Source organism: Clostridium frigidicarnis (assembly GCF_900111985.1).
In the GTDB taxonomy this organism is placed as follows: Bacteria; Bacillota; Clostridia; order Clostridiales; family Clostridiaceae; genus Clostridium_Z; species Clostridium_Z frigidicarnis.
Genome location: NZ_FOKI01000017.1, coordinates 12,981 through 36,968, shown reverse-complemented (window position 1 = coordinate 36,968; position 23,988 = coordinate 12,981). Strand labels below are relative to the sequence as shown.

The window sequence follows — 23,988 nt, the reverse complement described above, 5'->3', positions numbered from 1 at the left end:
TTTAGTGTGGAGAATTAGACAATTTTATTTTCTCCATAATCTCCTTTCCTGTATTAGAATTCAAAAATTCCCATGTTACTATTGGAACAATTTCCTTTACATATTCTAATTTTTGTTGCTTTATAAGATCTCTTACTTTTGATGCACTTATAGGCACATCATCATATTTTAATCTTTTTATAACTTCTAATTTAACATTTAGTTTAGAAAGTTCTTCTTTAAGCGTTTCATTATATTCCCTAGTAACATTACAATAAGGCTCTTCTCCAACATATCTAGTTGTTATATTAAGGCCTTTACATAGGTATTTGCCAAAAATACCTGCGTCAATTTTTGTATATTCTTTTAATTTATCGTCTTCTTTTCTTAAAAAATAAGATGGAAATGTAGCTTGAGATATTATATATTCTCCACCTGGTACTACCTTTACATTCTTTAGATGACTTACTCCTTGTTTTACTAATTCTAATCTGTGTTTAAAAGAGAAAAGAGATTTATCTTCTTCAACTATAAAAACTAAAACTTCATCATGTTTTTTTGCGGCCTCTTCAATTAGATATAAATGACCATTAGTAAATGGATTGCAGTTCATTACTAATGCTCCTTTTTTACTTTCTACATTAATATTATTTTTCTGTATAAGCTTTTTTATATATGAATTTACATCATACATCCCATGTTCTAATAATGCTGTTTTATCTGCTGTATATAACAATTTAAAATTTAATGAGCTGAATATTTTTGTATTTTCTATCTTTGTGAATATAAAACTATGATATATACCTTCTTCAAATATTCTGTCTATAAGAGCTGTTATTAATTTAGCTGTTATCCCTTCACCCCTATATTCTGAATCTATTGCAAAACATTTAAGAACATTTTTTGCTTTAGAACATGTGGCTATTATTTTTCTATCTTTTCTCATAACAATAGTATAATCTATATCTTTTTCATAACCTAAATTAAATTCACTTAAAAACTGTTTAACTTGTGAAACTAATAGTTCATTTTCTAAATTAATTTTTTCTATTGGAAAATCATACATAATATTCACTCCCTTATGGTAAGTACAAACAACTCTTAGCAAAAACTAAGAGTTGTTTAATCATTATAATATTATTTAACTTTTTTCACTAAATCTATAACTGTTCCATCTCTATATTCTACTACCGCAACTACTTTATCTTCACATTCTATTTTTCTTGGTTTTCCAGTCATGTTTTCTGCTAATTCTTTTAATTCATCTATTGTCATTACTGGAAGGTTAGTTTCTTTAAGTTTCTCTAATAAATCAACTCTTCTTGGGTTTATTGCTATACCTCTTTCAGTTACTAAAACATCAATACTTTCACCTGGAGTTGTAGCTGTTGTAACTCTATCCTTTATTACTGGTAATCTAGCTTTTATTAAATTTGATACTATTACAGTAAGCTTCGCTCCTGCTGCTGTATCACTATGTCCACCAGAACCACCCATAATAACTCCATCTGATCCTGTAGTTACATTTACATTAAAGTCTGTATCAATTTCTGTAGCTCCTAAAATTACTATGTCTAAGTTATTAACTACAGCACCTTTATTATGAGGATTCCCATACATAGATGCAGACATACCTTGATGAGTTAAATTTTTTCTATATGATTCTACAGCTTTTAAGTCAAAGCACTGAACATCCATTAATCCTTGGAATAATCCTTGTTCTAGCATTTCAACTATATATCCTGTTATTCCACCTGAAGCAAAGCTTCCTTTTATTCCTTCTGTAATCATTATATTTTCAAGCTCTTTTGCAACAGCTAATGATATTCCACCAGCCCCTGTTTGAAAAGACATACCATCTTTAACTAATCCTGATACCTTCATTACTTTAGATGCCATTTTAGCTATTTTTAATCCTATAGGATCTTTTGTTATTTGTGTAGTTCCTGAAACTATACCTGCTGGGTTACCAATGCATTCTACATTTACTATATAATCTATATATGTTTGGTCTATTTCTATTGGGCAAGCAGGATATGGTACAAGGTTATCTGTTATTGCAATAACTGTATCCGCGTATTGGCAATCAGCTACTGCATATCCTAATGCTCCACATGCAGCATTTCCACTTACACCATTTATATTTCCATAAGTATCAACAGTAGGAGCTGCAACAAATGCAACATCTATTTTAATGTCTCCACTTTCTATAGCTCTTCCACGACCACCGTGTGTTTGCATTATGGCTGGTTTCTTCAACTCTCCATTTGATATTGATTCTGCTACTGGTCCAGATATATATGAAGCTATTATACCTGTTACTATCCCATCTCTTATATATTTAACTAATGGTTCATGAACTGGAAATATAGAACTTGCAGCTATTGTAATATCCTTAATTCCTCTAGCTACTATTTTTTCCATAACCATATTTAGTATATAATCACCATTTCTCAAATGATGATGGAAAGATATTGTTATTCCATCCTTAAGTTCTATCTTATTAAGAGCTTCATCAATTGAATTTAAAACTTTATTATCCCCTGGTAAAACAACACTTTCTTTAACTTGTGTTTTAGGTTTTAATGTTGGATTTTTTCTTTCTCCCTGAAATGGAACAACTTCACCATATCCATCTATAAACTCTGGTAACTCAATGCCTAATGCATTTTTCATAACCAATCCCACCTTTTTGCTAAATTAATCCTAGAGTTTTTGCTAAACTAACTGTACTTATTGCTCTATTTATTATTGGAGCATCTACCATTTTTCCGTCCAATGAGAATACTCCCTTTCCTTCTTTTTTAGCTTCTTCCATAGCTTCTAAAACTCTTTGAGCATGAGTTATTTCTGCTAATGTTGGAGCATAAACATCATGTATTTTATCTATTTGTCTAGGATTTATTGATGACTTACCAGTCATACCTAAACTCTTAGCCTTAGCTGTATCTTTTACTAATCCTTCATAATCGTTTGTATCAGTAAATGGAGTATCTATTGAGCTTATTTTTAATGCCTTACATGCAGTTGCTATTTTTGTTCTAGCATAGAATACTTCTTCTCCTTCTTTTGTTCTTTTTATTCCTAAGTCAGAAGTTAAATCTTCTCCGCCTAATAAAACACCATTAACTCTCTTAGATGCTCTTATTACAGATGATACAGTTTCTAGTCCATAAGCTGTTTCTATTAAAGCAATAAGCTTTATACTTCCAGCTTCAAAACCTTCTTCTTTTTCTATTTTTGTTAATACTTCATCAGCTGTCTTTATTGATTCTTCATTAGCTTTAGGTATAAGTATTGTATCAGGCTTAACCCTAGCCATTACGTCTAAATCAATAGGTCCAAACTCTGTGTCTAAAGGATTTACCCTTATAACAACTTCAACTTTTGAATAATCAACATTTTTAACTGCTTCTCTAACTAATACCCTAGCACTATCTTTTTCTGTTAAACTTACTGCATCCTCTAAATCTAATATAACTGAATCTGCTCCCATTATAGGTGCATTTTGTAGCATGCCTGGATTATTTCCTGGCATAAATAACATAGTTCTTCTTAAACTTTTCATTACCTTCACCTCGCTGGTCAATCTATACTATTTATTGAGCTCTCATAATTGCAGTTTCTATTCTTGCTGCTATTGTATAATCCAATGCTCCCTTATCTTGTGCTTTTATTGTAACTGACTCAACATTCAATTCCTTAAGCTTATCTTCTATAATTTTCATTATTATATGTCCAAATTGTTTCATAACAATACTTTCAAGTTCTATTTCTACTTTTCCATCTTCATTAGGAAAAATCATTACAAGTATATCATTTGATTCTAATGTTCCTGCTTTAGAAGGTTTATTTATCTTCACTTAAACCACTCCTTAAAATTATTTCAAGCTATCTAAATACTGTTTTTGTCCTATTTCATATAGATTATTTCCTTCACAATCTATAACTACAACTACTGGTAAATCTTCAACTACAAGTCTTCTTATAGCTTCTGCACCAAGATCATCATATGCAATAACTTCTGCTTCTTTTACAGATTTTCCTATTAATGCAGCAGCTCCTCCTATTGCAGCAAAATAAACACAACAATTTCTTTTTATTGCATCTATAACTTCTGGTGATCTTAATCCTTTTCCTATCATTCCTTTTAAACCTATATCTAAAAGTCTTGGAGCATATGGATCCATTCTATAGCTTGTAGTTGGACCTGCAGAACCTAATGCCTTACCTGGTTTTGCAGGAGTTGGTCCAACATAGTATATTACTTGATCTTTTACTTCTAAAGGCAACTTTTCTCCCTTATCTAAAAGATCTACTAATCTCTTATGAGCTGCATCTCTAGCTGTATATATAACTCCACTTATTAAAACACTATCACCAGCCTTTAAGTCTTTTACTTTATCTGCTGTTAATGGTGTTGTTATTTTCTTTTCCATAATAATTATCCCTCCATCTTATAATTCAACCTCAGCATGTCTTGTAGCATGACAGTTTATGTTTACCGCTACTGGAAGACCAGCTATATGAGTTGGATAATATTCTATATTAACTGCAAGAGCTGTTGTTTTTCCACCAAAACCTTGTGGTCCAATTCCCAACTTATTTATTTCTTCTAATAATTCTTTTTCTAGATCTTCATAATACTTATTTTCGTTTCTCTTATCTGTTGGTCTAAGTAGTGCTCTTTTAGCCATATTAGCAGACTTATCAAAAGTACCACCAATTCCTATTCCTACTATTATTGGAGGACATGGATTAGGTCCAGCATTTTTAACTGTTTCAAGTACAAATTTTTTAACACCCTCAACACCATCTGCTGGTTTTAACATTTTTAATGCACTCATATTTTCTGATCCAAATCCCTTAGGTGCAACTGTTATTTTCAACTTATCTCCTGGTACTATGTCATAAAAGATAACTGCTGGAGTATTATCCTTTGTATTTACTCTATCTAACGGATCTTTAACTACAGATTTTCTTAAATATCCATCAGTATATCCTTGTCTTACACCTTCATTTATTGAGTCTTCTAAAGTTCCTCCAACAATATGAACTTCTTGACCCATTTCAACAAATATACATGCCATTCCTGTATCTTGGCACATTGGCATTCTTTCATTTTTAGCAATATCTACATTAACAAGTATTTTATCTATTATATCTTTAGATATTTGCCAGCTCTCCTCATTTTTTGCCTCTATTAATCTATCCTTTATATCTTGTGACAAAAAATAGTTAGCATCTATACATAAACTTCTTACCGCTTTTGTTATATCTGATATATGAATATCCTTCATTGTTTAATCCTCCTAATAAATTATGCTCATATAAATATATCTAATAGCACTTTCAAAAGAGGCAGTGTTTATACTGCCTCTAAATGAATTCATTATTTTCTTCTATTTACTAAAGCTATTACTCTATTCATTTCATTATTAACTATCATGTATCCTTCATCAACGCCCATTCCTGGTTTTGCTAAACATTGATCAGCTCCACATGCTATAGCTATGTTAGTACATACTTCAGCAGATCTATTTGTTTCATTACAAGTTCCACCACAGTATGCTCCTATTTGTTTTTTCTTGCAGTATAGTATAGCTTCTATTATATTGTTAACGCCTCCAAGATCTGGTGTTTTTATTTGAAGCATGTGTCCTGATTTATTATCAGCAAATAGAACAACATCATCATAAGTGTTACACCATTCATCGGCAACTAATTCAACATCTATATTTTTCTTTTCAAGAGCTACTCTTAAGTCTCTTAAAGCTTCCATTTGTCTTTCTCTATGCTCTACATCCATTGGTCCTTCTATTCTTAATTTAAATGGTTTAGCAGCTTCTTCAAGTTCTCCGATATATTGCGCCATTTTCTCTATATCGTTGTTGAATGCAACTCCTATTGTTCCATAAACATCTATATGGAATACAGGGCTGTAACTTTCGCAAGTTCTAAGTTTTAATACTCTATCACTTAACCATTTAACATATGTTAATAGTTTTTCACCCTTTAATCCTAATTTCTCTTCAACATTGTTTATTAGTGCATGAGGCATTACATCTGCGCCTTTTATTATCATTTTATCTGAACTATCATATCTGTCATCACCAGATTGAGTGAATATTGGAATTCTCTTTATTTCAACTCCAGTATTGTATTCATCTCTAACAATTTCAGCCATAGTAACTTTCTTAGCCTTAGCAACTCCATCTAGTATAGCTTGTGTTACACCATATCTTATTGCTGTATGAAGTCTTTTTCCACCAACTAACATCTTATCAAACTCTTCTGCTAATTCTTTGAAAGAATTAAGTTCTCTTCCTATTAGCTTAGGAGCTATTTCTTTTTGTATTACTGGTATAAAATCTTCTGCTAAGAAAAGTGGATCTCTTCCGCCTGCACCAGAATATTGAACTGCTGCACAATCTCCATGAGCAACTTGACCATCCTCTAATACTAACATTACTGATATAGATTCTCCTGCTTGTCTTACTGATTTAAATCCTTCAGTAACAGCTTCTCCAACATAAGTGAAACCATCATGAGCAGCACCTTTTTTTATTGCTCTTTGGTCGTCGAAATAGAATCCTGTTCTTCCTGCTGAACAAATAACATCAATAATTTTCATTTAAATGCACTTCCTTCTCAATTTTTAATTATATGTTTATTAAAACTATTTAAAGTATCGTACTAAACTATTTTTTTCTCTGGTCTTCCAACTAATTTACCTTTTCCAACTGCGAAGATATCATCTACAGTCATTTGGAAACAAATATCTCTTGCTTCAAACTTAGCTCTATCCTCTAATTTTTTATGATTAAAATCTTGTAACTCTTTAGTTAGTGGAATATTACCAAATTTCAAGTATCTAACTGCTCCATTATTGTCTCTAGCTGGCATCATTTTTCCAGCATTAAATTTAGATGGTGCGAATGGTACATCAACAACACCTGCTGCAAATCCTTTAACTGATCCTATAGCAAGATCTCCTTTTCCAAGTTCAAATAGCTTGTCTACCATACATTTTGTCTCAGCTTTTATTATAGATATTTCAAGCTCTAATTCTTTTGACATAGGCATTCTTTGACCTCTTAATAGGTTTAATGTCATTTTAGTAGCCTTTATACCTTGAGCATTAGCTTCTTTTGTAGGTATTCCTATAGCTTCATGTGGAGTCTTAACTATAACTTTAGTTGCTCCTGCAAGAGCTGCTGCTGCTGCTCCAGTTGATATAACACCAAAAGCTTTAGCTTCATCAGCTGGGAATCCACCCATCCATTGATGGAATACAGTTGTTACATATACATCATTGTATCCATTTAATTTTAAATATTCATAAGTTTGTTCTTCTAATGCTCTTATTGCTGCAACGTCTTGGATTAAGTTACCACATTGTCCATATCCAACAGTTATATTTTTTACACCTTGCTCTGCTGCTAATAAAGCTTCAACTATTGCAACCGCATTTGATGTACTTGGTGGAACTAAAGTACCTGTTAATGGTCCAAATGGTTCTCTATTGATAGATATTCCTTGTTCTTCATAGAATCCAACTAATCTATCACAGTATTGCCAATCTAATATTGTTTTCTCAATACTTACACTCTTAGCATATGGAATATTGTAAGATATTCCGCCACCTTCATTTGATGTCCAACCTGATGCATGTGTTATTTCAGCTAACAATCTACCATCTGGAGTACCATGTCTTGATTCTAGAGGTACATCAACAGCTTCAAATACTCTTCTACATCCTTGAATACCATGGTTAACCCCTGGGAATCCATTAAGTAATGATCTACCTGCTGCTCTACTTTCTTTTATACCTCTTTCACATTCATCATATCTATTTTGTCTTGTGTATGAATCTATTGTTGAAGGTAATAAATCAGCGCCACCTTCGTTTTGAAGATGTTGTAATAATTCAATATGCTCATCTAGTAGTGCAACACCCGCTCTAGGTTGAGCTAATGTTATTCCCTCTTCTTTAGCTTTAACAAGTTTCTTAGCAAAGTTTTTGTGATCTGGTACCTTTTTTAAATATTCTACAGCTTCCTTTAAATCAACATCTTTTCCTGTTGGCCATTGATTTAAAACTAATTCTCTCTCTTTAAAAAATTCCTCTTGAGTCCATTTTCTGTTCTTTAACTCCACTTTTATTACCTACCCTTCTACTTTTATAGATATTAAACATCAAATTTCTATAACCCTTAAATTTAAACTTCTACTAAATACTTTTTCATTATTCTAACAGCCATATCTGGATTTTCTTCACTTAGTAATCCCATTGCTGATAATATATAGGTTTTATCTATCATAAAGTTAGGATGTTGAGGTTTTAATGAGTTTAAGTTTTCTACTGTAAAACATCCTGCTTTCAATATTCCATTAGGATTCTTACTATGAACCAAAACTCCCCCTGTACCTATAATCCATTTAACATCTAATAAATCTTTTCCATGTTGAGCATAAATCACTCCTAATGGAGAGTATACTGGTTCAACAAATCCACAATGTCTTTCCATTGCTATATCCGTTGCAACCTTTGCCATGGCTTCATCAAATTCTATTTCTTCATCAGTTTGTGGAACCATCATAATGTCTTCGCTTCTTTTTTTACAAATTGCTTCAACATCTTTGTCCTTATCCTTAAGATATTTTCTTAACTTTCTAGTTCCTGCAGCTTCCCATAATGAAAGTGCAGAATATCTCATTCCAAGGTCACCTTCTACAGTTCTCTTTGCAAATGGTTCTTCAAGTCCCCTAAAAGTTACTCCTGGTTTACTTGGTTCTCCATTAGCTAAAGAATGAATATCTGTAGTAGCTCCACCAATATCTACAATAACAATTTCACCTATACCTTCTTCCTTATCGCTACCTCTACTTAAAACCTTTGCAGCTTTTAAAACAGCAGCTGGTGTAGGCATTAATATACCATTAACAAATGACTCTGCATTGTTTAACCCTTTAGCATCAACAATGTTTTTCATAAAAACTTGTCTTATTTCTTCTCTTGCAGGTTCTACATTCAATTCATTTAATTTAGGCATAACGTTTTCTGTTATTGAAAAATTAATATTATTTTCTTTAAATAGTGGTTCTATATAATCATTAGAAACTTTATTACCAGCTACTATTATTGGCATCGTAAGTTTGTTTTCTACTATCATTTTTGCATTGTGTAGTATACAGTCCTTATTACCGCCATCAGTTCCACCAGCAAGTAAGATTATATCTATATTAGAATTTTTTATTTCTTCTAATTCTCTATTTGTAAGTTCATAGCTATATGTTTTTAAAATTCTAGCTCCAGCTCCTAAAGCAGCTCTTTTAGCAGCTTCTGCTGTTAGTTCTGGTACCAATCCTATAGCTATCATTTTTAATCCACCTGCTGCTGAAGAGCAAGCAAGCTTTTTAATAAAATTAACTTCTTTATTCTTTAGTTTGTCCATTATTTTTTCATATGCTTTATTGAAACCTATCATTATATCATCTTCAATAGTTGTTATATCCTTAGATGTTGCAATTATCTCTTCACTGTCCACATCTACAACAGTAAGTTTAGTATACGTACTACCAAAGTCTATCAATAAATAAGCATTTATCATTTTAAACACCACCAAAACTCGAATAAAAATTTATTATTTTAATTTTAGGTCTTTTTTCAAATCAGCTATTGTAGTATCAACTGATGTTCCAGGTGGATAAATTCTATCAAATCCCATTGATGTGAATCTAGCATGTACATTTTCCCAGTTTTGCTTTCCAACAACAATGTTTCCTCCAACATATAAAAGTATTCCTTCTAGTCCTGCTTCATCACATTTTTCTCTCATACCTTGGCAATCTAACTCACCATGTCCATATAAAGAAGACACTATTATAACATCAGCACTTGTTTCTTTTGCTGCATTTATAAAGTCTTCTTGAGGTGATAACACACCTATGTTTACAACATCGAATCCAGCTTCACTTAATGCATAATCTAATATTTTATTACCAACTGCATGACAATCTGAGCCTATAACTCCTAGGACTAATTTTTTCTTTTCCATCTTTAATTGCCTCCTTAAAAAAATTTAAGTATAATTTTATCTTTAATAGCATACTAGCTAAGTTAAACTACATTTGAAATTCTATTAATTTAGATTTTAAAGCCTTAACAGACCCATCATCTAACGAATATATAAATTTAATAATCTCTTTATTATCTCTGTTTAATTCCATTATGTTTTTATATCTTCCTGGAGATACTATTATCACATCAGAATTATCTATTATTTTTTGTATTTCACTTACATCCCTTGTATTAGAATAAGTTATATTTATTCCATCAAGTCCTGCACTTTCTAATGCACCTTGTATTTTAAACATAAACTCCTCTGATATACAAAAGAATCCAAACTTTGTATCATTAGGATACCTTGCTACCTTAACTATGGTGCCTAAATCAGCATTAATTGCTACTCCTAGCACGTCCTTATTAAATTCACTTGTCAACCTTATAACTTCGTTTACATGATTGAATGTTGATATTATTAATTGACATTCATCCAATGCAACTCTAGTTTCATAACTCATGTTTCTTATATCAGTTAGGGTTAATGGTTTTACATTCATATGTGTATCATTATGAAGTTCATTTGCAAACATTTTTGCTTGTTCTATATTACATTCGACATATATAGCTACCATTTTATTCATTTGTTCTACTTTTTCTCTTACTCTACTTTCAACTATATATATAAACTCATCTATACTCATTCCTGTCTGTAAAGCCTCTTCCAAAGCTAAATCAGCAAACTTCATTATTTTTTCTTTTATATTATGATTTTGCCAAGTTTTGCCCTCTTCTGCTATAAAAGTTCCTTTTCCTTGATAAGATTTAAGAACGCCTTCTTTTTCAAGTTCTTTATAAGCTGTGCTAACTGTATTTCTACTTACACTTAGCTTTTCAGCTAACTCCCTTTCAGTAGGCATTTTATCTCCAACTTTGAGAGAGCCACTTCTTATTTGATGCATTATTTGTTTTTTAACCTGCAAATATAATGGAATACCGTTATTTTTAGTAACTATTATTTCCATAAACATGCCTCCCAAAGATTAATGGATTAATGGATTGATCCATTGACTTTATGATAGCATAGGATGAAAACATTATCAATGTAAGATACAGAATTTATAGATTTATATAAATTTACACAAAATTTCATTTATTTTTTTGTAAATCCTCATTCTAAGACGATTTTTTAGCTAATTTTTTTAATAATTCATATTTTTCATTCCTAATTTATATAATTATATAAGGCCTATTTTTTAATTGTGTCAATTTATATTGGATCACTTAAAAAGTCCAATTTATATTTAATAGCGAGGTGAATATTGTGATTAAAAATCATTCATTTTTTTCTAAATCTATAGTTCATTATTCTCTTAGTATATTGTTGTTAGTCCTATGTTTCACTGTAATTAGACTATTTTTGTCAAATTACACCAATAAATCTAATAATGAATTAAATAATGATAAATCTAGCATTTCATCACATAATTTAGTAGAGTATACTTATGTAGATGATTATGATCCTAAGTCACTAAGTGGACTAAATAATTCCACTTTAATCTATGAATACATGGATTATAACTTTAATCATATATACAAATCACTTGTTGAAACACCTATGGACAAAGAGTCTAGCTATAATAAAAGCATAAAACTTAACAACACTTTTGATTTACCTAGATTTAAAATTTTAGACTTAAATGACCTAGAAAAGGCTTCAGCTAATAAAGCCAATTCTATCTTTGTTTCATTTAATGGAAATATTTCAACAAATTTTATATATAAAAATGGTGAATATTTTTACTATAAAAACAAAGAACCATTTATTGATTTGTCTAATAACTCTTATTTAAAAGTATCTAACATACTAATTCAAATGTGTGATGAAGAATTTCCAAATAATCATACTGTTGGAAAAGGAAATGCTTTATTATTTCAAGGTGGAAAATTTATTGAAATTAAATGGGATAATGAGATTCCCCCAATTAGATTTTATGATAAAAATGGAAATGACATATCGCTCCTTAATGGTAAGACTTGGTGGTTAATAACAAACAAAAACACCTCTATAATATATAACTAAGGCATCTAAAAGTAATATGTCATATATTTAAGGTATATTCAATATAATAAAAAAAGTTAAAAGTCATTCATAGTAGTACTATGGATGACTTTTGACGATGAAGTCTTATGCAAAATAGAGAATAATACTGGTCTATTATTTTTGGGAAATTATCACTTAAAATAACAATAAGTAAGATATTACTTCCTATTTATTGTTATTTCCCAGGAATTATTCTTTATTTGATGTATTATAGTAGCTTTTTACACCTTTTGTTATAGCTTCTGCTATTTTATCTTGATATTCATCCGACTTAAGTAACTTTTCTTCTTGTGGATTTGATAAAAATCCACATTCTATTATAAGACATGGTGCTTCATATTTGTCTCTTAATATTTTATACTGACTCAAAGCTGGTTTAGGTTGTCGATTATTATCTTCAGCAAGATTTTGTTTAAAACTTAACTGAATTTCTTCTGCCAATTTCTTACTTTCAGGAAAACCAGAATACCAAACCTGTGCACCTCTAGAATTTGGTTTTGTAAACATATTTAAATGAATACTTAGAAACATATCACATTGTGTTTCTTTTTTTAACTCACATCTTTTATTTAAATCCTGAACTTTTCGATTTTTTACAGCTCCACTTCCTTTATCTAGACTTATATCTTCCTCTCTAGTCATATGTACAGTATAACCTTCATTCTCTAATTGTGTTTTTAACTTACTAGCAATATCAAGATTTATTCCTTTTTCAACGGTTCCACTTTTAGATACAGCACCACCATCAAATCCTCCATGTCCAGGATCAATTAGTATAACTTTATTTTTAGATTCTAATGCCTTTTCCTCTGTTGCTATTGCGTTTGTATTTTCAAAAAATAATAGTGTAGTTACTAAATATATAATAAATATAAATATAACTTCAAATTTTAGTCTATATATTTTCACATCTATTTCCTCCTAACAATTAAATTTTAGTAGCTGTAATTTAACTGCACATATTTCTATTTTGCTCATTTTCTTATAAAATATAAGTTCAAACAGAAAAAAGCCCTGAGAAATATCTCAAGACTTTTATGTTATTTATATTTATTTAATACAACCTCACCTATATTCATTGCATGGTCGCCTATTCTTTCAAAGTTACTTATTAAATCTAAATATATAGCTCCTGCTACTGCATTACACATACCATCATTTAATCTCTTTATGTGATTCTCTCTTAATTCCTTTTCAAGAACATCAATTCTAGCCTCTACAGCTATTAATGATTCTGCCTTAATTTTATCACCTGTCTCATAGCTTTCTATAGCTAATGTTAAAGAATTTAACGTGTAATCAAATATATGCTTAGTTTCACCATCTGCATCTTTAGTATACTTTACATTTTTAGATATCTTCTCTAAACTAAGCTCTGCAATATTTTTAGCATGATCTCCAATTCTTTCTATATCGTTAACTATATGGAATGTAGAAGCTACTATTCCTCTTTCTTTATCTGATAACTCACTCTTAGAAAGTTTTACAAGATAATTTGTTATATCATATTCCAAAGCATTTATTATTTTTTCATTTTCATAAACCTTTTTTATAAGATCTTCATTATTATCTGTAAATGCTCTCATTGCTATTTCTAAATTTTCTTTTGACTTATTTGCCATTCTTATAGTTTCTTTTATAACCTGACCACTTGCTATAACTGGAGTTTCTAATAATCTATCATCTAAGTAAGTAGCTCCAATCTTTTCAACTTCACTATCTCCAGGTATTAACTTATTAACTATTATAATCAAATAATTTATAAGTGGTACCATAACTATTGTGTTAGTTATATTAAATACTGTATGAGCATTAGCTACTTGTCTAGTTATATCTCCTGGGCTTACGCTTTCAACTAAATGAATTAACGGTCTCATAAGTGGTAAGAAAATAATTGTTCCACTAATATTAAATATTAAATGTATAAGTGCTGCTTTTCTAGCGGTCTTATTTGTACCTATACTTGATATAAGTGCAGTTACACAAGTTCCTATGTTACATCCAAAAATAACAGGAAGTGCTACTGTCATGTTTATTGCTCCAGTGGATGCCAACGCTATTAGTATTCCAGTAGTTGCAGATGAACTCTGAAGTACTGCTGTCATTGCTAAACCTGTTATAATTCCAAGAACCCAATTGTCACCTATCATTAAAACAAACTCTCTAAACATAGGAGAATTTTGCATAGGCTCCATTGCATGAGACATGTTTCCAAGTCCTAAAAATAATATACCGAATCCTAATACTATATTTCCAAAATCTCTTTTCTTCTTGTTTTTAGAAAACATTATTACTGCAGCACCTACTGCTATAAAAATTGGTGCTATATCTTCTAAATTAAATGCAACTAATTGTGCCGTTACTGTAGTACCTATATTAGCACCTATTATAACACCAGCTGCTTGAGCTAAATTCATTAGTCCTGCATTAACAAAACCAACAACCATAACAGTGGTTGCACTACTACTTTGAATAATTGCTGTAACAGCCGCTCCAACTAAAACAGCCATTATTCTATTAGATGTTACTTTTTCTAATATAATTTTTAATTTTTCACCAGCAACATTTTCAAGTCCATCGCCCATTAGCTTCATTCCATATAAGAATAAACCTAATCCTCCAACTAACCCAATAATCATATTAAAAGTATCCAAACTATACTCCTCCATCTTAAGAAAAATTCAATTTGACCACTATCTATATTACCTAATTATTTTATAAATGTTAAGTTATTAAATATATTTTTAACCTAATCTTAATATAGAACGTATAAAGCTATTATATATTTGTTAATTTAATGATATTATGTATTTTTTAACTATATACAATATATTATTCTCTATAGAATATTTTTGGTTTAATAAACGATATTTACTCCTTAAAGTATTGTTTATTATAAAAATAAGCTTAATTGATGAAAAATATATATTATTTCAAACTATAAATTTTAACTATAACTAATTAATATTTTTGTGGTCTCCTAACTAACAAGTTAAGATTACAAAATGCAAAATAAAGTTTTCTTTTGTCTTATTTTCTATTAAATGGAATTAAAGAGTTTCTTTTACCCTTTGTATTTTATCCTTTGAAACCTAATTAAATCCCACATAGTAAATGTTTTATAATTCTATTTATTAATTTCTTTATTTAGTAAAATTCTATATTAATATAGTTTTTGATAAACTAAGAATTATTTAATATAATCTATATGATTTTTAATGATACATTTTCCTTAGTTTAAAACATAAAAAAATGGCTATCGCCACAATTTCAGAAATATAATTTAAATTATATTATAATTAAATATTTTTATTATATAGCCTAATGTTTATTTTCTAAAATTAATGCCCTATAAACTTATAATTTAGAACAATAGTATTAATATTTAAACTACTTTTAGATTGATACATTGTGTAACAATAATATAATCTTTCAAATTTTTTATAAAAATAAAAGAGAGGCAATGCCTCTCTTGAAATATTATCTCTTTGAGAATTGAGGAGCTCTTCTTGCTTTCTTAAGACCGTATTTCTTTCTTTCTGTCATTCTTGGGTCTCTTGTTAAGAATCCGGCTTTCTTTAATTCTGCCTTTAAGCTCTCATCAGCCATTACTAAAGCTCTTGTTATTCCGTGTCTTATAGCTCCAGCTTGACCTGTGAATCCACCACCATTTACGTTAACTAAAACGTCAAACTTTTCTTTAGTTCCTGTTAAGTTTAATGGTTGGTTAACTATTAGTCTTAGAGTTTCTAATCCAAAATAGTTTTCAATATCTCTGTTATTTATTTTTACATTTCCTTGTCCTGGTACTAATCTTACTCTAGCTACAGATTTTTTTCTTCTACCTGTTGCCATATACTGAACCTTAGCCATTTATATTCCTCCTCCCAGTTACTCTTAGTACTTTAACTCAAGTACTTCTGGATTTTGAGCTGCGTGCTCGTGGTTAGCGCCTCTATAAACTTTTAATTTCTTTAACATTTTTCTTCCTAAAACACCTGTTGGAAGCATTCTTCTTACTGCTTCTTCAAATGCGAATTCAGGTTTCTTTTCAAGAACTTCTCTATATGGAGTCTCTTTTAATCCACCTGGATAAAATGAATGTTTTCTCATGAATTTTTGGTCTAATTTCTTACCAGTTAAAACAACTTGCTCAGCGTTTATAACTATAACGAAATCTCCCGTATCAACATTTGGTGTAAATGTTGGTTTATTTTTTCCTCTTAATATTGAAGCAACCTGGCTAGCTACTCTTCCTAGTGGCTTACCAGCAGCATCAACTACATACCATTTTCTTTCAACTTCTTGTTGCTTTGCGATGTATGATTTCATCCTATTTACCTCCCTGAACTGATCATTAGGTTTTAACCCAGTTTTCCATATATGTCAAGATCCGGGGCACTGGATCTTTTACACTATGATACACTTTAAAAACAAACTTATTATATTACATTTAGCCGGGTGTGTCAATGTATTTCTTTAAATTTAATAAAATACATTTTCAAGTTTCAATCCCATTGGGGGCATTACCTTCCCTGCTTTGTTTCTATCCTTACTATCAATAATTTTTTTAACATCTTCTGGCTCTAATTTTCCTCTTCCTACTCTTATTAAAACTCCAACCATTATTCTAACCATATTGTATAGAAATCCATCACCAGATACATATATCTTTATAAACTCGTCTTGTTTTTCAATTTTCACTTCATATATTGTTCTTACTGTAGTTTTAACAGAGCTTCCCAATGTTCTAAATGCCTCAAAATCATGAGTACCTTTAAAGTAATTGCACGCTTCAGCCATTCTATCCACATCCAATTTCTCTTTAACAAGGTAACTACAATTTCTATATATAGCTGACGGTACCCGTCTATTTAAAATAGTATAGCAATATGTTTTACCTGTACAACTATACCTTGCATGAAAATCACTCTCTGCTTCCTGAGATGATATAATAACTATATCCTTAGGCAATTTATTATTTATTATATAAGTAAATCTATCTCCAGGTATAGTTGATTCAATGTTAAAACTAGCAACATAATTAGTTGCATGAACACCCTTATCTGTTCTACTACACCCTATAAGATCTACCTCTTCACCTGTTGTTTTTTTTATAGCTTTTTCTATTTCAGCTTGAACTGTATTGGCATTTTTTTGTTTTTGCCAACCTGAATAATTTGTTCCATCATATTCTATTATAAGTTTTATATTTTTCATTAGTCCACCCTATATCTTTATAAATATAGATGCAGCTGCAAATATAAAATATGCTCCAAATCCAACAGCATCCCTTGATTCCATACTTAATTGTTTCATTCTTGTTCTACCACTTCCCCCTCTATAGCATCTTGCTTCCATTGCCATAGCTAATTCTTCTGCTCTTCTAAAGGAAGATATAAATAATGGTACTAGTAATGGAATTAAACTTTTAGCCTTTTTTATAAGATTACCACTTTCAAAATCAGCACCTCTTGCCATTTGCGCCTTCATTATTTTGTCTGTTTCATCCATTAAAGTAGGTATGAATCTTAAAGCTATGGTCATCATCATAGCAAGTTCATGAGCTGGAACCCCTATTTTTTTAAAGGGATTAAGAAGCTTTTCTATTCCATCTGTTAATTCAATAGGTGATGTAGTTAATGTTAGTAATGATGATCCAGCAATTAAAAATATTAATCTTAGAATCATAAATAGTGCAGTCCTAACACCCTCTTCATATATCTTTATGAATTTCCATTGGAAGATAAGTTTATCTCCTTCTATCATAAAAATATTCAATAATGCAGTTATTATTATTAACATAAATACAGGTTTTAATCCATTATATAAATATTTTGGGGATAATTTAGCCACATATACTACTGTTGCTAAAAATCCTACAACAAATATATAACCAAAAAAGTTTTTTATTAAAAATAACTGTATTATAAATAATAATGCAGTTATTATTTTTGTTCTAGGGTCTAATTTATGTATAAATGAATCACCTGGAACATATTGTCCTATGGTTATATCTTTAATCATTTGATTATGGCCCCCTTAGTAAAATATTTTATAAGCTCTTTTTTAGCCTCTTCTATTGTAAATATCTCATCTGATATAGGTATACCCTTCTCTTTAAGAGCTTTAACTAAATATGTAACTTGTGGAGCTGCAAGACCAACTTTTTCAAGTGTATCTATTTCCTTAAATACCTGTTGTGGTTTTCCATCAAGTATAATTTTACCATTTGCCATAACAAGGATTCTATCAGCAACCTTTGCTACATCCTCCATACTATGGGATACTAAAATTATTGTCATTCCATATTCTTTATGTAGCTGTTTTATCTGATATAATATCTCATCTCTTCCTTTGGGATCTAATCCAGCTGTAGGTTCATCTAATATTAAAACCTTAGGTTCCATAGCAACTACTCCTGCAATTGCAACTCTCCTTTTCTGACCACCACTTAATTCAAATGGTGATTTATCTTTAAAAGTCTCGTAGTCAAGTCCAACTATTTTCATAGCTTTTTTTACTCTAACAGTTATTTCACTATCAGTTAATCCTAAATTCCTTGGTCCAAACTCTATATCTTTTTCTATGGTCTCCTCAAATAGCTGATACTCTGAATACTGAAATACAAGACCAACCATTTTTCTTATACTACTTAACTTTACATTCTTATCTAGAATATTTTTACCATCAACAATAATATTACCCGATGATGGTTTTAATAATCCATTTAGATGTTGTATTAATGTTGACTTACCTGAACCAGTATGCCCGATTATTGCTACAAATTCACCATCTTTAAATTCAACTGAAACATTATCTAGAGCTACTTTCTCAAAAGGAGTTTTAGGCATATAAACTTGTGTTAAATTCTCTACTTTAATTGACATAACGCATTCACCATCTCATCTATACTTAATATTTCTTTACTTACATTTAATCCAACCTTATTTAATTCATATGCAAGTTCTGTTACCTGAGGAACATCTAATCCTATTTTTTTCATAAGTGGTACTTGACTAAATACCTCCTTAGGAGTTCCCTCTAATATAACCTTTCCGTTATCCATTACTATAACCCTGTCAGCTTTGATTGCTTCTTCCATGTAGTGAGTTATAAGTACTATTGTTATTCCAAATTCATCATTCAACTCTTTTACTGTATCTATAACTTCCTTTCTTCCTAGAGGATCTAACATAGCTGTTGGCTCATCTAAGACAATACATTTAGGCATCATTGCTAATATGCCAGCTATAGCTACTCTTTGTTTCTGACCACCTGAGAGCAAATGGGGTGCATGTTTTCTATATTCATACATTCCAACTCTTTTTAAGCTGTTATCTACCCTCTGTCTTATTTCCTTTGGCTCAACGCCTAAGTTTTCTGGTCCAAAAGCTACATCTTCTTCGACTATTGTTGCTACCAATTGATTATCTGGATTTTGAAAAACCATTCCAGCTGTACTTCTAATATTCCATAAGTTTTTTATATCAGAACTATCCATTTTGTCTATGTACATTTTACCTTCTGTAGGCAACAATAACGCATTCATATGCTTTGCTATAGTTGACTTTCCTGAGCCATTGTGACCTAATACAACAACAAATTCACCTTGATTTATTTCTAAATCAACACCATCTATAGCCAATTTTTCTTCTCCATCTTGGTGATTAGTGTACTTATATGTAAGGTTATCACAAAAAATCATTTTATCCTTCATCATTAACGAATCCTCCCTAGTTAAATCTAAGAATTATTTAATAATCAATATCTGTTCTATTCTCATAGTATTTAATCTAAATACTTTTATCTGATGGCTACCAACTGTAACGTTCTATTTAGACACTAATCAACAAATTTATATAAGATGTGTAATTAAATTTTTAGACTAAATTCTTAAAATTAATTTTAAGAATTAGAATATACTAGATACGACTAAAAAGATAAGTACTAGAAACTAGCCATAAATCCTTTTCATGACTTTTTTCTACTACTTATCTTATTATAAAAAACTTTGTTATCTATTACAACAATATTCGAAAATTATACTTCTATTAAAACGGGGACTAAGTTAAACTTAATCCCCTTATAATGCATACCTAGTATAAATTATACTAATTCAAGTATAACTACTTCAGCTGCATCTCCTCTTCTTGGACCCACCTTATACATTCTAGTGTATCCACCATTTCTCTCAGCATATTTTGGAGCTATGTTCTCAAATAAGTCAGTTACTACACTCTCTTCTGTAACGAAAGCAAGTACTTGTCTTCTTGAATGAAGATCTCCAGCCTTTGCAAGAGTTATCATTTTTTCAGCTATTCTTCTTGTTTCTTTAGCTCTCGCCTCAGTAGTTTCTATTTTTCCATGCTTTAAGAAACCAGTAACAAGACTTCTAAGCATAGCTCTTCTTTGGTCAGTTGGACGACCTAGTTTACGTTGAACTGCCATGACTTTACCTCCTTACTCTTCGTTTAATCTTAGGCTTAAACCAAGATCTTTAAGCTTTTTTTCTACTTCTTCAAGAGATTTTTTTCCTAAATTTCTAACCTTCATCATATCATCCATAGATCTTTGAGCAAGCTCTTGAACTGAGTTGATACCTGCTCTCTTTAAACAGTTATATGATCTAACTGATAAATCAAGCTCTTCGATTGTCATTTCTAGTACTTTCTCTTTTTTGTCTTCTTCTTTTTCTATCATTATCTCAACGTCATCAGCATTGTCTGTTAATGTTAAGAACAGTTTAAAGTGTTCTATTAAGATTTTAGCCGATAAACTTATAGCTTCTTCTATTTTAATTGTTCCGTTAGTCCACACCTCTAAAGTTAATTTATCATAGTCAGTTATCTGACCTACTCTTGTGTTATCAACAGTAAAATTAACTCTTTTAACTGGTGTGTAAATAGAATCTACTGGAATTGCAGCTAATGGAAGATTCTCAGTTTTATTTTTAGTTTGAGAAACATATCCTCTACCTCTGTTAACTGTTATTTCCATATATAACTTAGCACCTTCATCTAAAGTGGCTATATGTAGATCTTTGTTAACAACTTCAATATCTCCATCAGTTTTTATATCTGCGCCTGTAACCTCACAAGGTCCTTGTGCATCTATATAAATAGTTTTTGGACCTTCTCCTGTCATTCTTAATGCAAGAGTTTTAATGTTAAGTACTAATTCTGTAACATCTTCCTTAACACCATTAACTGTTGAAAACTCATGTAATACACCATCAATCTTTATAGAAGTAACTGCTACTCCTGGTAAAGATGATAATAATATTCTTCTTAAAGAGTTTCCTAAAGTTATTCCATAACCTCTTTCTAGAGGATCTACTGCAAACTTTCCATAAGTCCCATCTTCGCTAACTTCAACACATTCTATTTTTGGCTTTTCTATTTCTAACATTTATAAACCCTCCTTAAAATTAAAAAATGGCAACCTTATTATGAGGGCAACTGATTCTATAAATTTGCTTAGGTAGAACAAATCTACCTAAAACAAATTCTATAAACTATTACTTGCTGTATAACTCAACAATTAGAGTTTCATTTACTGGTACATCTATATCTTCTCTAGTTGGTTCTGATATAACCTTACCTTCGAAGTTTTCTGGGTTAGATTGTAACCATTTTGGTAAAGTCTTAGGATTTTCAGCAAATACCTTAAACTTTTCCTTTGATTTACTCTTTTCACATACAGTTATAACATCATTAGCTGATACCTTGTATGAAGGAATATCAACTTTCTTTCCGTTTACTAAGAAATGTCCGTGAGTAACTAATTGTCTAGCTTCAACTCTAGAATTTCCGTATCCTAATCTATATGTTACGTTGTCTAATCTTAATTCTAAAAGCTTTAATAAGTTTTCACCAGTGATTCCTCTCATCTTTTCAGCCTTTTCATAGTAAGTTCTGAATTGACCTTCTAAAACACCGTAAATTCTCTTAGCTTTTTGTTTTTCTCTTAATTGTGTTCCGTAGTTAGATATTTTCTTTCTACTTTGTCCGTGTTGTCCTGGTGCATAGCTTCTTCTAGCAAATGCACATTTATCTGTATAACATCTATCGCCTTTTAAGAATAGCTTCATGCCTTCTCTTCTGCAAAGTCTGCAGGTAGCGCCAGTATATCTTGCCATAAAATTACACCTCCTATTAAACTAAATTACACTCTTCTTCTCTTTGGTGGTCTACAACCATTGTGTGGTATTGGAGTAACGTCTTTTATTAGAGTAACCTCTAATCCAGCAGCTTGTAATGATCTTATAGCTGCTTCTCTACCTGAACCAGGTCCTTTAACATATACTTCAACACTCTTTAAGCCATGTTCCATAGCTGCTTTAGCTGCAGTTTCGGCTGCCATTTGAGCTGCAAATGGAGTACTCTTTCTTGAACCTTTGAATCCTAATCCACCAGCACTTGCCCAAGATAAAGCATTTCCTGCTGTATCAGTTAAGGTAACGATACTGTTATTGAAAGTTGACTGAATATGAGCTGCTCCGTGCTCAACATTCTTTCTTTCTTTTCTTCTTCTAGTCTTTTTAACTTTTTGAGCTGCCATTACATTCCCTCCTTACTTATTACTTCTTCTTATTAGCCATAGTTTTCTTAGGGCCTTTTCTTGTTCTAGCATTAGTCTTAGTCTTTTGACCTCTTACTGGAAGACCTCTTCTATGTCTTATTCCTCTATAGCATCCGATTTCTATTAATCTCTTTATATTAAGAGCAACATCTCTTCTAAGATCTCCCTCAACTTTTAAGTTCTTAACATAATCTCTTATAGCATTAACTTCTTCTTCAGATAAATCCTTAACTCTTGTATCAGGATTTACTCCTGTAGCCTTAAGGATTTCTTTAGAAGTTGGTAGTCCTATACCAAATATATATGTTAGACCTATTTCAACTCTTTTTTCTCTTGGTAGGTCAACACCTGATATTCTTGCCATTACAACTTACACCTCCTGATGATTGAATTACACTTAAAACATGTGTGAAATAAAAATTTCTTTATGTTCATTTTCTACAAATTATTATAGAAAAATTTATATGAAACTTTAGGTCCCAATAGTATGGTTAAATACTATTGGCAGCCGCACCTAAAGTTTAATAACTTTATTTTTTATAATGTTAGCCTTGTTTTTGCTTGTGCTTAGGATTTTCACAGATAACCATTACTCTTCCTTTTCTCTTTATAACTTTGCACTTTTCGCAAATAGGCTTAACTGACGGTCTTACTTTCATAGCTAACCCTCCTTATTACTTTGCTCTCCAAGTAATTCTTCCACGAGTTAGGTCATATGGAGATAATTCCACAGTTACCTTATCTCCTGGAATTATTCTTATGAAGTTCATTCTTAACTTTCCTGATATATGAGCTAATATCTTATGACCACTTTCTAATTCTACCTGAAATGTTGCATTAGGTAAAGTCTCTAAAACTGTACCTTGCATCTCTATAACATCATCTTTTGACATAAGGTAATCAAACCTCCTTCAACAATGCCTTTAAAAACTTTCTTATCATAATGTCTAATTCATTATTATTAGACATTAAAGCCTCTTTCAAATTCAAAGCAACCTCATTTGTAATAACTAAATGCTTAAGCTTTTTTCTCTTAGGCTTCTTTACTGTCTTAAGTCTTCCGTCAGCAAGTAACACGTAGTTCTCATTTATTTGCTCTATGACAATGTAATAATTACTTTTGTCTCTTCCTGCGTTAGAAATCACAATTGTGCCTTTTAAGCCATTGTCTTGCAAATTATTCACCTCTATGATTACCCTAGCCATAAATTCATGTGTATAATTTACACACATTGAATTTATAACTAAGCAGCAT

Annotated in this window: 28 protein-coding genes; 1 reads left to right on the top strand and 27 read right to left on the bottom strand. The window is 30.8% G+C overall.

The window, feature by feature from the left end; genetic code table 11:
• Nucleotide 1: 1 nt before the first annotated feature.
• The 11 genes from citC to BM119_RS11345 form a co-directional block, all read right to left on the bottom strand.
• Nucleotides 2-1,045 carry a [citrate (pro-3S)-lyase] ligase gene (gene citC, locus BM119_RS11395; protein WP_090041571.1) on the bottom strand — a complete coding sequence of 348 codons (1,044 nt, stop codon included), beginning with the start codon at nt 1,043-1,045 and terminating at the stop codon, nt 2-4.
• 71 nt (nt 1,046-1,116) lie between these two features.
• Nucleotides 1,117-2,655 (bottom strand): citrate lyase subunit alpha, encoded by a 1,539-nt coding sequence (gene citF, locus BM119_RS11390; protein ID WP_090041570.1) that lies wholly within the window; start codon nt 2,653-2,655, stop codon nt 1,117-1,119.
• A 19-nt stretch (nt 2,656-2,674) separates the two neighbouring features.
• Nucleotides 2,675-3,547, bottom strand: coding sequence for an HpcH/HpaI aldolase/citrate lyase family protein (locus BM119_RS11385; RefSeq protein WP_090041568.1), 873 nt, complete (start codon nt 3,545-3,547; stop codon nt 2,675-2,677).
• Between the two features lie 31 nt (nt 3,548-3,578).
• On the bottom strand, nt 3,579-3,842 hold the full coding sequence (gene citD / locus BM119_RS11380) for a citrate lyase acyl carrier protein (RefSeq protein ID WP_090041566.1): 264 nt from the start codon (nt 3,840-3,842) through the stop codon (nt 3,579-3,581).
• Nucleotides 3,843-3,860: 18 nt separating this feature from the next.
• On the bottom strand, nt 3,861-4,418 hold the full coding sequence (locus BM119_RS11375) for a Fe-S-containing hydro-lyase (protein WP_090041564.1): 558 nt from the start codon (nt 4,416-4,418) through the stop codon (nt 3,861-3,863).
• Between the two features lie 18 nt (nt 4,419-4,436).
• The gene (locus BM119_RS11370; protein ID WP_090041561.1) at nt 4,437-5,279 is read right to left on the bottom strand and encodes a fumarate hydratase; all 843 of its coding nucleotides are present in this window, start codon (nt 5,277-5,279) and stop codon (nt 4,437-4,439) included.
• A gap of 92 nt (nt 5,280-5,371) precedes the next feature.
• Entirely contained in the window at nt 5,372-6,613 is a 1,242-nt protein-coding gene (locus BM119_RS11365) for a methylaspartate ammonia-lyase (protein WP_090041560.1), read from the bottom strand.
• 62 nt (nt 6,614-6,675) lie between these two features.
• On the bottom strand, nt 6,676-8,139 hold the full coding sequence (locus BM119_RS11360; RefSeq protein WP_090041558.1) for a methylaspartate mutase subunit E: 1,464 nt from the start codon (nt 8,137-8,139) through the stop codon (nt 6,676-6,678).
• 62 nt (nt 8,140-8,201) lie between these two features.
• On the bottom strand, nt 8,202-9,590 hold the full coding sequence (glmL, locus tag BM119_RS11355) for a methylaspartate mutase accessory protein GlmL (protein WP_090041638.1): 1,389 nt from the start codon (nt 9,588-9,590) through the stop codon (nt 8,202-8,204).
• 36 nt (nt 9,591-9,626) lie between these two features.
• Nucleotides 9,627-10,040, bottom strand: coding sequence for a methylaspartate mutase subunit S (glmS, locus tag BM119_RS11350; protein WP_090041556.1), 414 nt, complete (start codon nt 10,038-10,040; stop codon nt 9,627-9,629).
• A gap of 67 nt (nt 10,041-10,107) precedes the next feature.
• Nucleotides 10,108-11,070 carry a GntR family transcriptional regulator gene (locus BM119_RS11345; protein WP_090041554.1) on the bottom strand — a complete coding sequence of 321 codons (963 nt, stop codon included), beginning with the start codon at nt 11,068-11,070 and terminating at the stop codon, nt 10,108-10,110.
• Between the two features lie 395 nt (nt 11,071-11,465).
• On the opposite strand from BM119_RS11345, the gene BM119_RS11340 reads away from it, so the two are divergent.
• Nucleotides 11,466-12,128, top strand: a complete 663-nt coding sequence (locus BM119_RS11340) for a DUF3048 C-terminal domain-containing protein (RefSeq protein ID WP_143087320.1) — start codon at nt 11,466-11,468, stop codon at nt 12,126-12,128.
• Between the two features lie 210 nt (nt 12,129-12,338).
• Here the strand turns inward: BM119_RS11340 and cwlD are convergent, their stop codons facing one another.
• The 16 genes from cwlD to BM119_RS11260 all read right to left on the bottom strand — a co-directional run bounded on the left by cwlD (nt 12,339) and on the right by BM119_RS11260 (nt 23,966).
• Entirely contained in the window at nt 12,339-13,058 is a 720-nt protein-coding gene (cwlD, locus tag BM119_RS11335; RefSeq protein ID WP_090041551.1) for an N-acetylmuramoyl-L-alanine amidase CwlD, read from the bottom strand.
• A gap of 131 nt (nt 13,059-13,189) precedes the next feature.
• Nucleotides 13,190-14,803 (bottom strand): Na/Pi cotransporter family protein, encoded by a 1,614-nt coding sequence (locus BM119_RS11330; RefSeq protein WP_090041548.1) that lies wholly within the window; start codon nt 14,801-14,803, stop codon nt 13,190-13,192.
• 826 nt (nt 14,804-15,629) lie between these two features.
• On the bottom strand, nt 15,630-16,022 hold the full coding sequence (gene rpsI, locus BM119_RS11325; RefSeq protein WP_090041547.1) for a 30S ribosomal protein S9: 393 nt from the start codon (nt 16,020-16,022) through the stop codon (nt 15,630-15,632).
• A gap of 24 nt (nt 16,023-16,046) precedes the next feature.
• Complete coding sequence (gene rplM, locus BM119_RS11320; RefSeq protein WP_090041545.1) at nt 16,047-16,481, bottom strand: 50S ribosomal protein L13; 435 nt, start codon at nt 16,479-16,481, stop codon at nt 16,047-16,049.
• A gap of 153 nt (nt 16,482-16,634) precedes the next feature.
• Complete coding sequence (gene truA, locus BM119_RS11315) at nt 16,635-17,369, bottom strand: tRNA pseudouridine(38-40) synthase TruA (protein ID WP_090041543.1); 735 nt, start codon at nt 17,367-17,369, stop codon at nt 16,635-16,637.
• A gap of 9 nt (nt 17,370-17,378) precedes the next feature.
• Entirely contained in the window at nt 17,379-18,176 is a 798-nt protein-coding gene (locus BM119_RS11310; protein ID WP_090041542.1) for an energy-coupling factor transporter transmembrane component T family protein, read from the bottom strand.
• Nucleotides 18,173-19,039, bottom strand: a complete 867-nt coding sequence (locus BM119_RS11305) for an energy-coupling factor transporter ATPase (RefSeq protein ID WP_090041540.1) — start codon at nt 19,037-19,039, stop codon at nt 18,173-18,175. Before BM119_RS11305 ends, BM119_RS11310 begins: the two co-directional genes overlap by 4 nt.
• Nucleotides 19,024-19,869: an energy-coupling factor transporter ATPase gene (locus tag BM119_RS11300; protein WP_090041636.1), complete on the bottom strand. Its 846-nt coding sequence runs from the start codon at nt 19,867-19,869 to the stop codon at nt 19,024-19,026. Before BM119_RS11300 ends, BM119_RS11305 begins: the two co-directional genes overlap by 16 nt.
• A gap of 389 nt (nt 19,870-20,258) precedes the next feature.
• Complete coding sequence (rplQ, locus tag BM119_RS11295) at nt 20,259-20,600, bottom strand: 50S ribosomal protein L17 (protein ID WP_090041539.1); 342 nt, start codon at nt 20,598-20,600, stop codon at nt 20,259-20,261.
• Nucleotides 20,601-20,612: 12 nt separating this feature from the next.
• Nucleotides 20,613-21,560: a DNA-directed RNA polymerase subunit alpha gene (locus BM119_RS11290; RefSeq protein WP_090041537.1), complete on the bottom strand. Its 948-nt coding sequence runs from the start codon at nt 21,558-21,560 to the stop codon at nt 20,613-20,615.
• Nucleotides 21,561-21,669: 109 nt separating this feature from the next.
• The gene (gene rpsD / locus BM119_RS11285) at nt 21,670-22,290 is read right to left on the bottom strand and encodes a 30S ribosomal protein S4 (RefSeq protein ID WP_090041536.1); all 621 of its coding nucleotides are present in this window, start codon (nt 22,288-22,290) and stop codon (nt 21,670-21,672) included.
• Between the two features lie 26 nt (nt 22,291-22,316).
• Entirely contained in the window at nt 22,317-22,712 is a 396-nt protein-coding gene (gene rpsK / locus BM119_RS11280) for a 30S ribosomal protein S11 (protein WP_090041535.1), read from the bottom strand.
• A 19-nt stretch (nt 22,713-22,731) separates the two neighbouring features.
• Nucleotides 22,732-23,097, bottom strand: coding sequence for a 30S ribosomal protein S13 (gene rpsM / locus BM119_RS11275; RefSeq protein WP_090041533.1), 366 nt, complete (start codon nt 23,095-23,097; stop codon nt 22,732-22,734).
• A 181-nt stretch (nt 23,098-23,278) separates the two neighbouring features.
• Nucleotides 23,279-23,392, bottom strand: a complete 114-nt coding sequence (rpmJ, locus tag BM119_RS11270) for a 50S ribosomal protein L36 (protein WP_003373491.1) — start codon at nt 23,390-23,392, stop codon at nt 23,279-23,281.
• Between the two features lie 15 nt (nt 23,393-23,407).
• On the bottom strand, nt 23,408-23,626 hold the full coding sequence (gene infA / locus BM119_RS11265) for a translation initiation factor IF-1 (protein ID WP_090041531.1): 219 nt from the start codon (nt 23,624-23,626) through the stop codon (nt 23,408-23,410).
• 7 nt (nt 23,627-23,633) lie between these two features.
• Nucleotides 23,634-23,966 carry a KOW domain-containing RNA-binding protein gene (locus BM119_RS11260; RefSeq protein ID WP_242948417.1) on the bottom strand — a complete coding sequence of 111 codons (333 nt, stop codon included), beginning with the start codon at nt 23,964-23,966 and terminating at the stop codon, nt 23,634-23,636.
• Between the last annotated feature and the right edge of the window lie 22 nt (nt 23,967-23,988).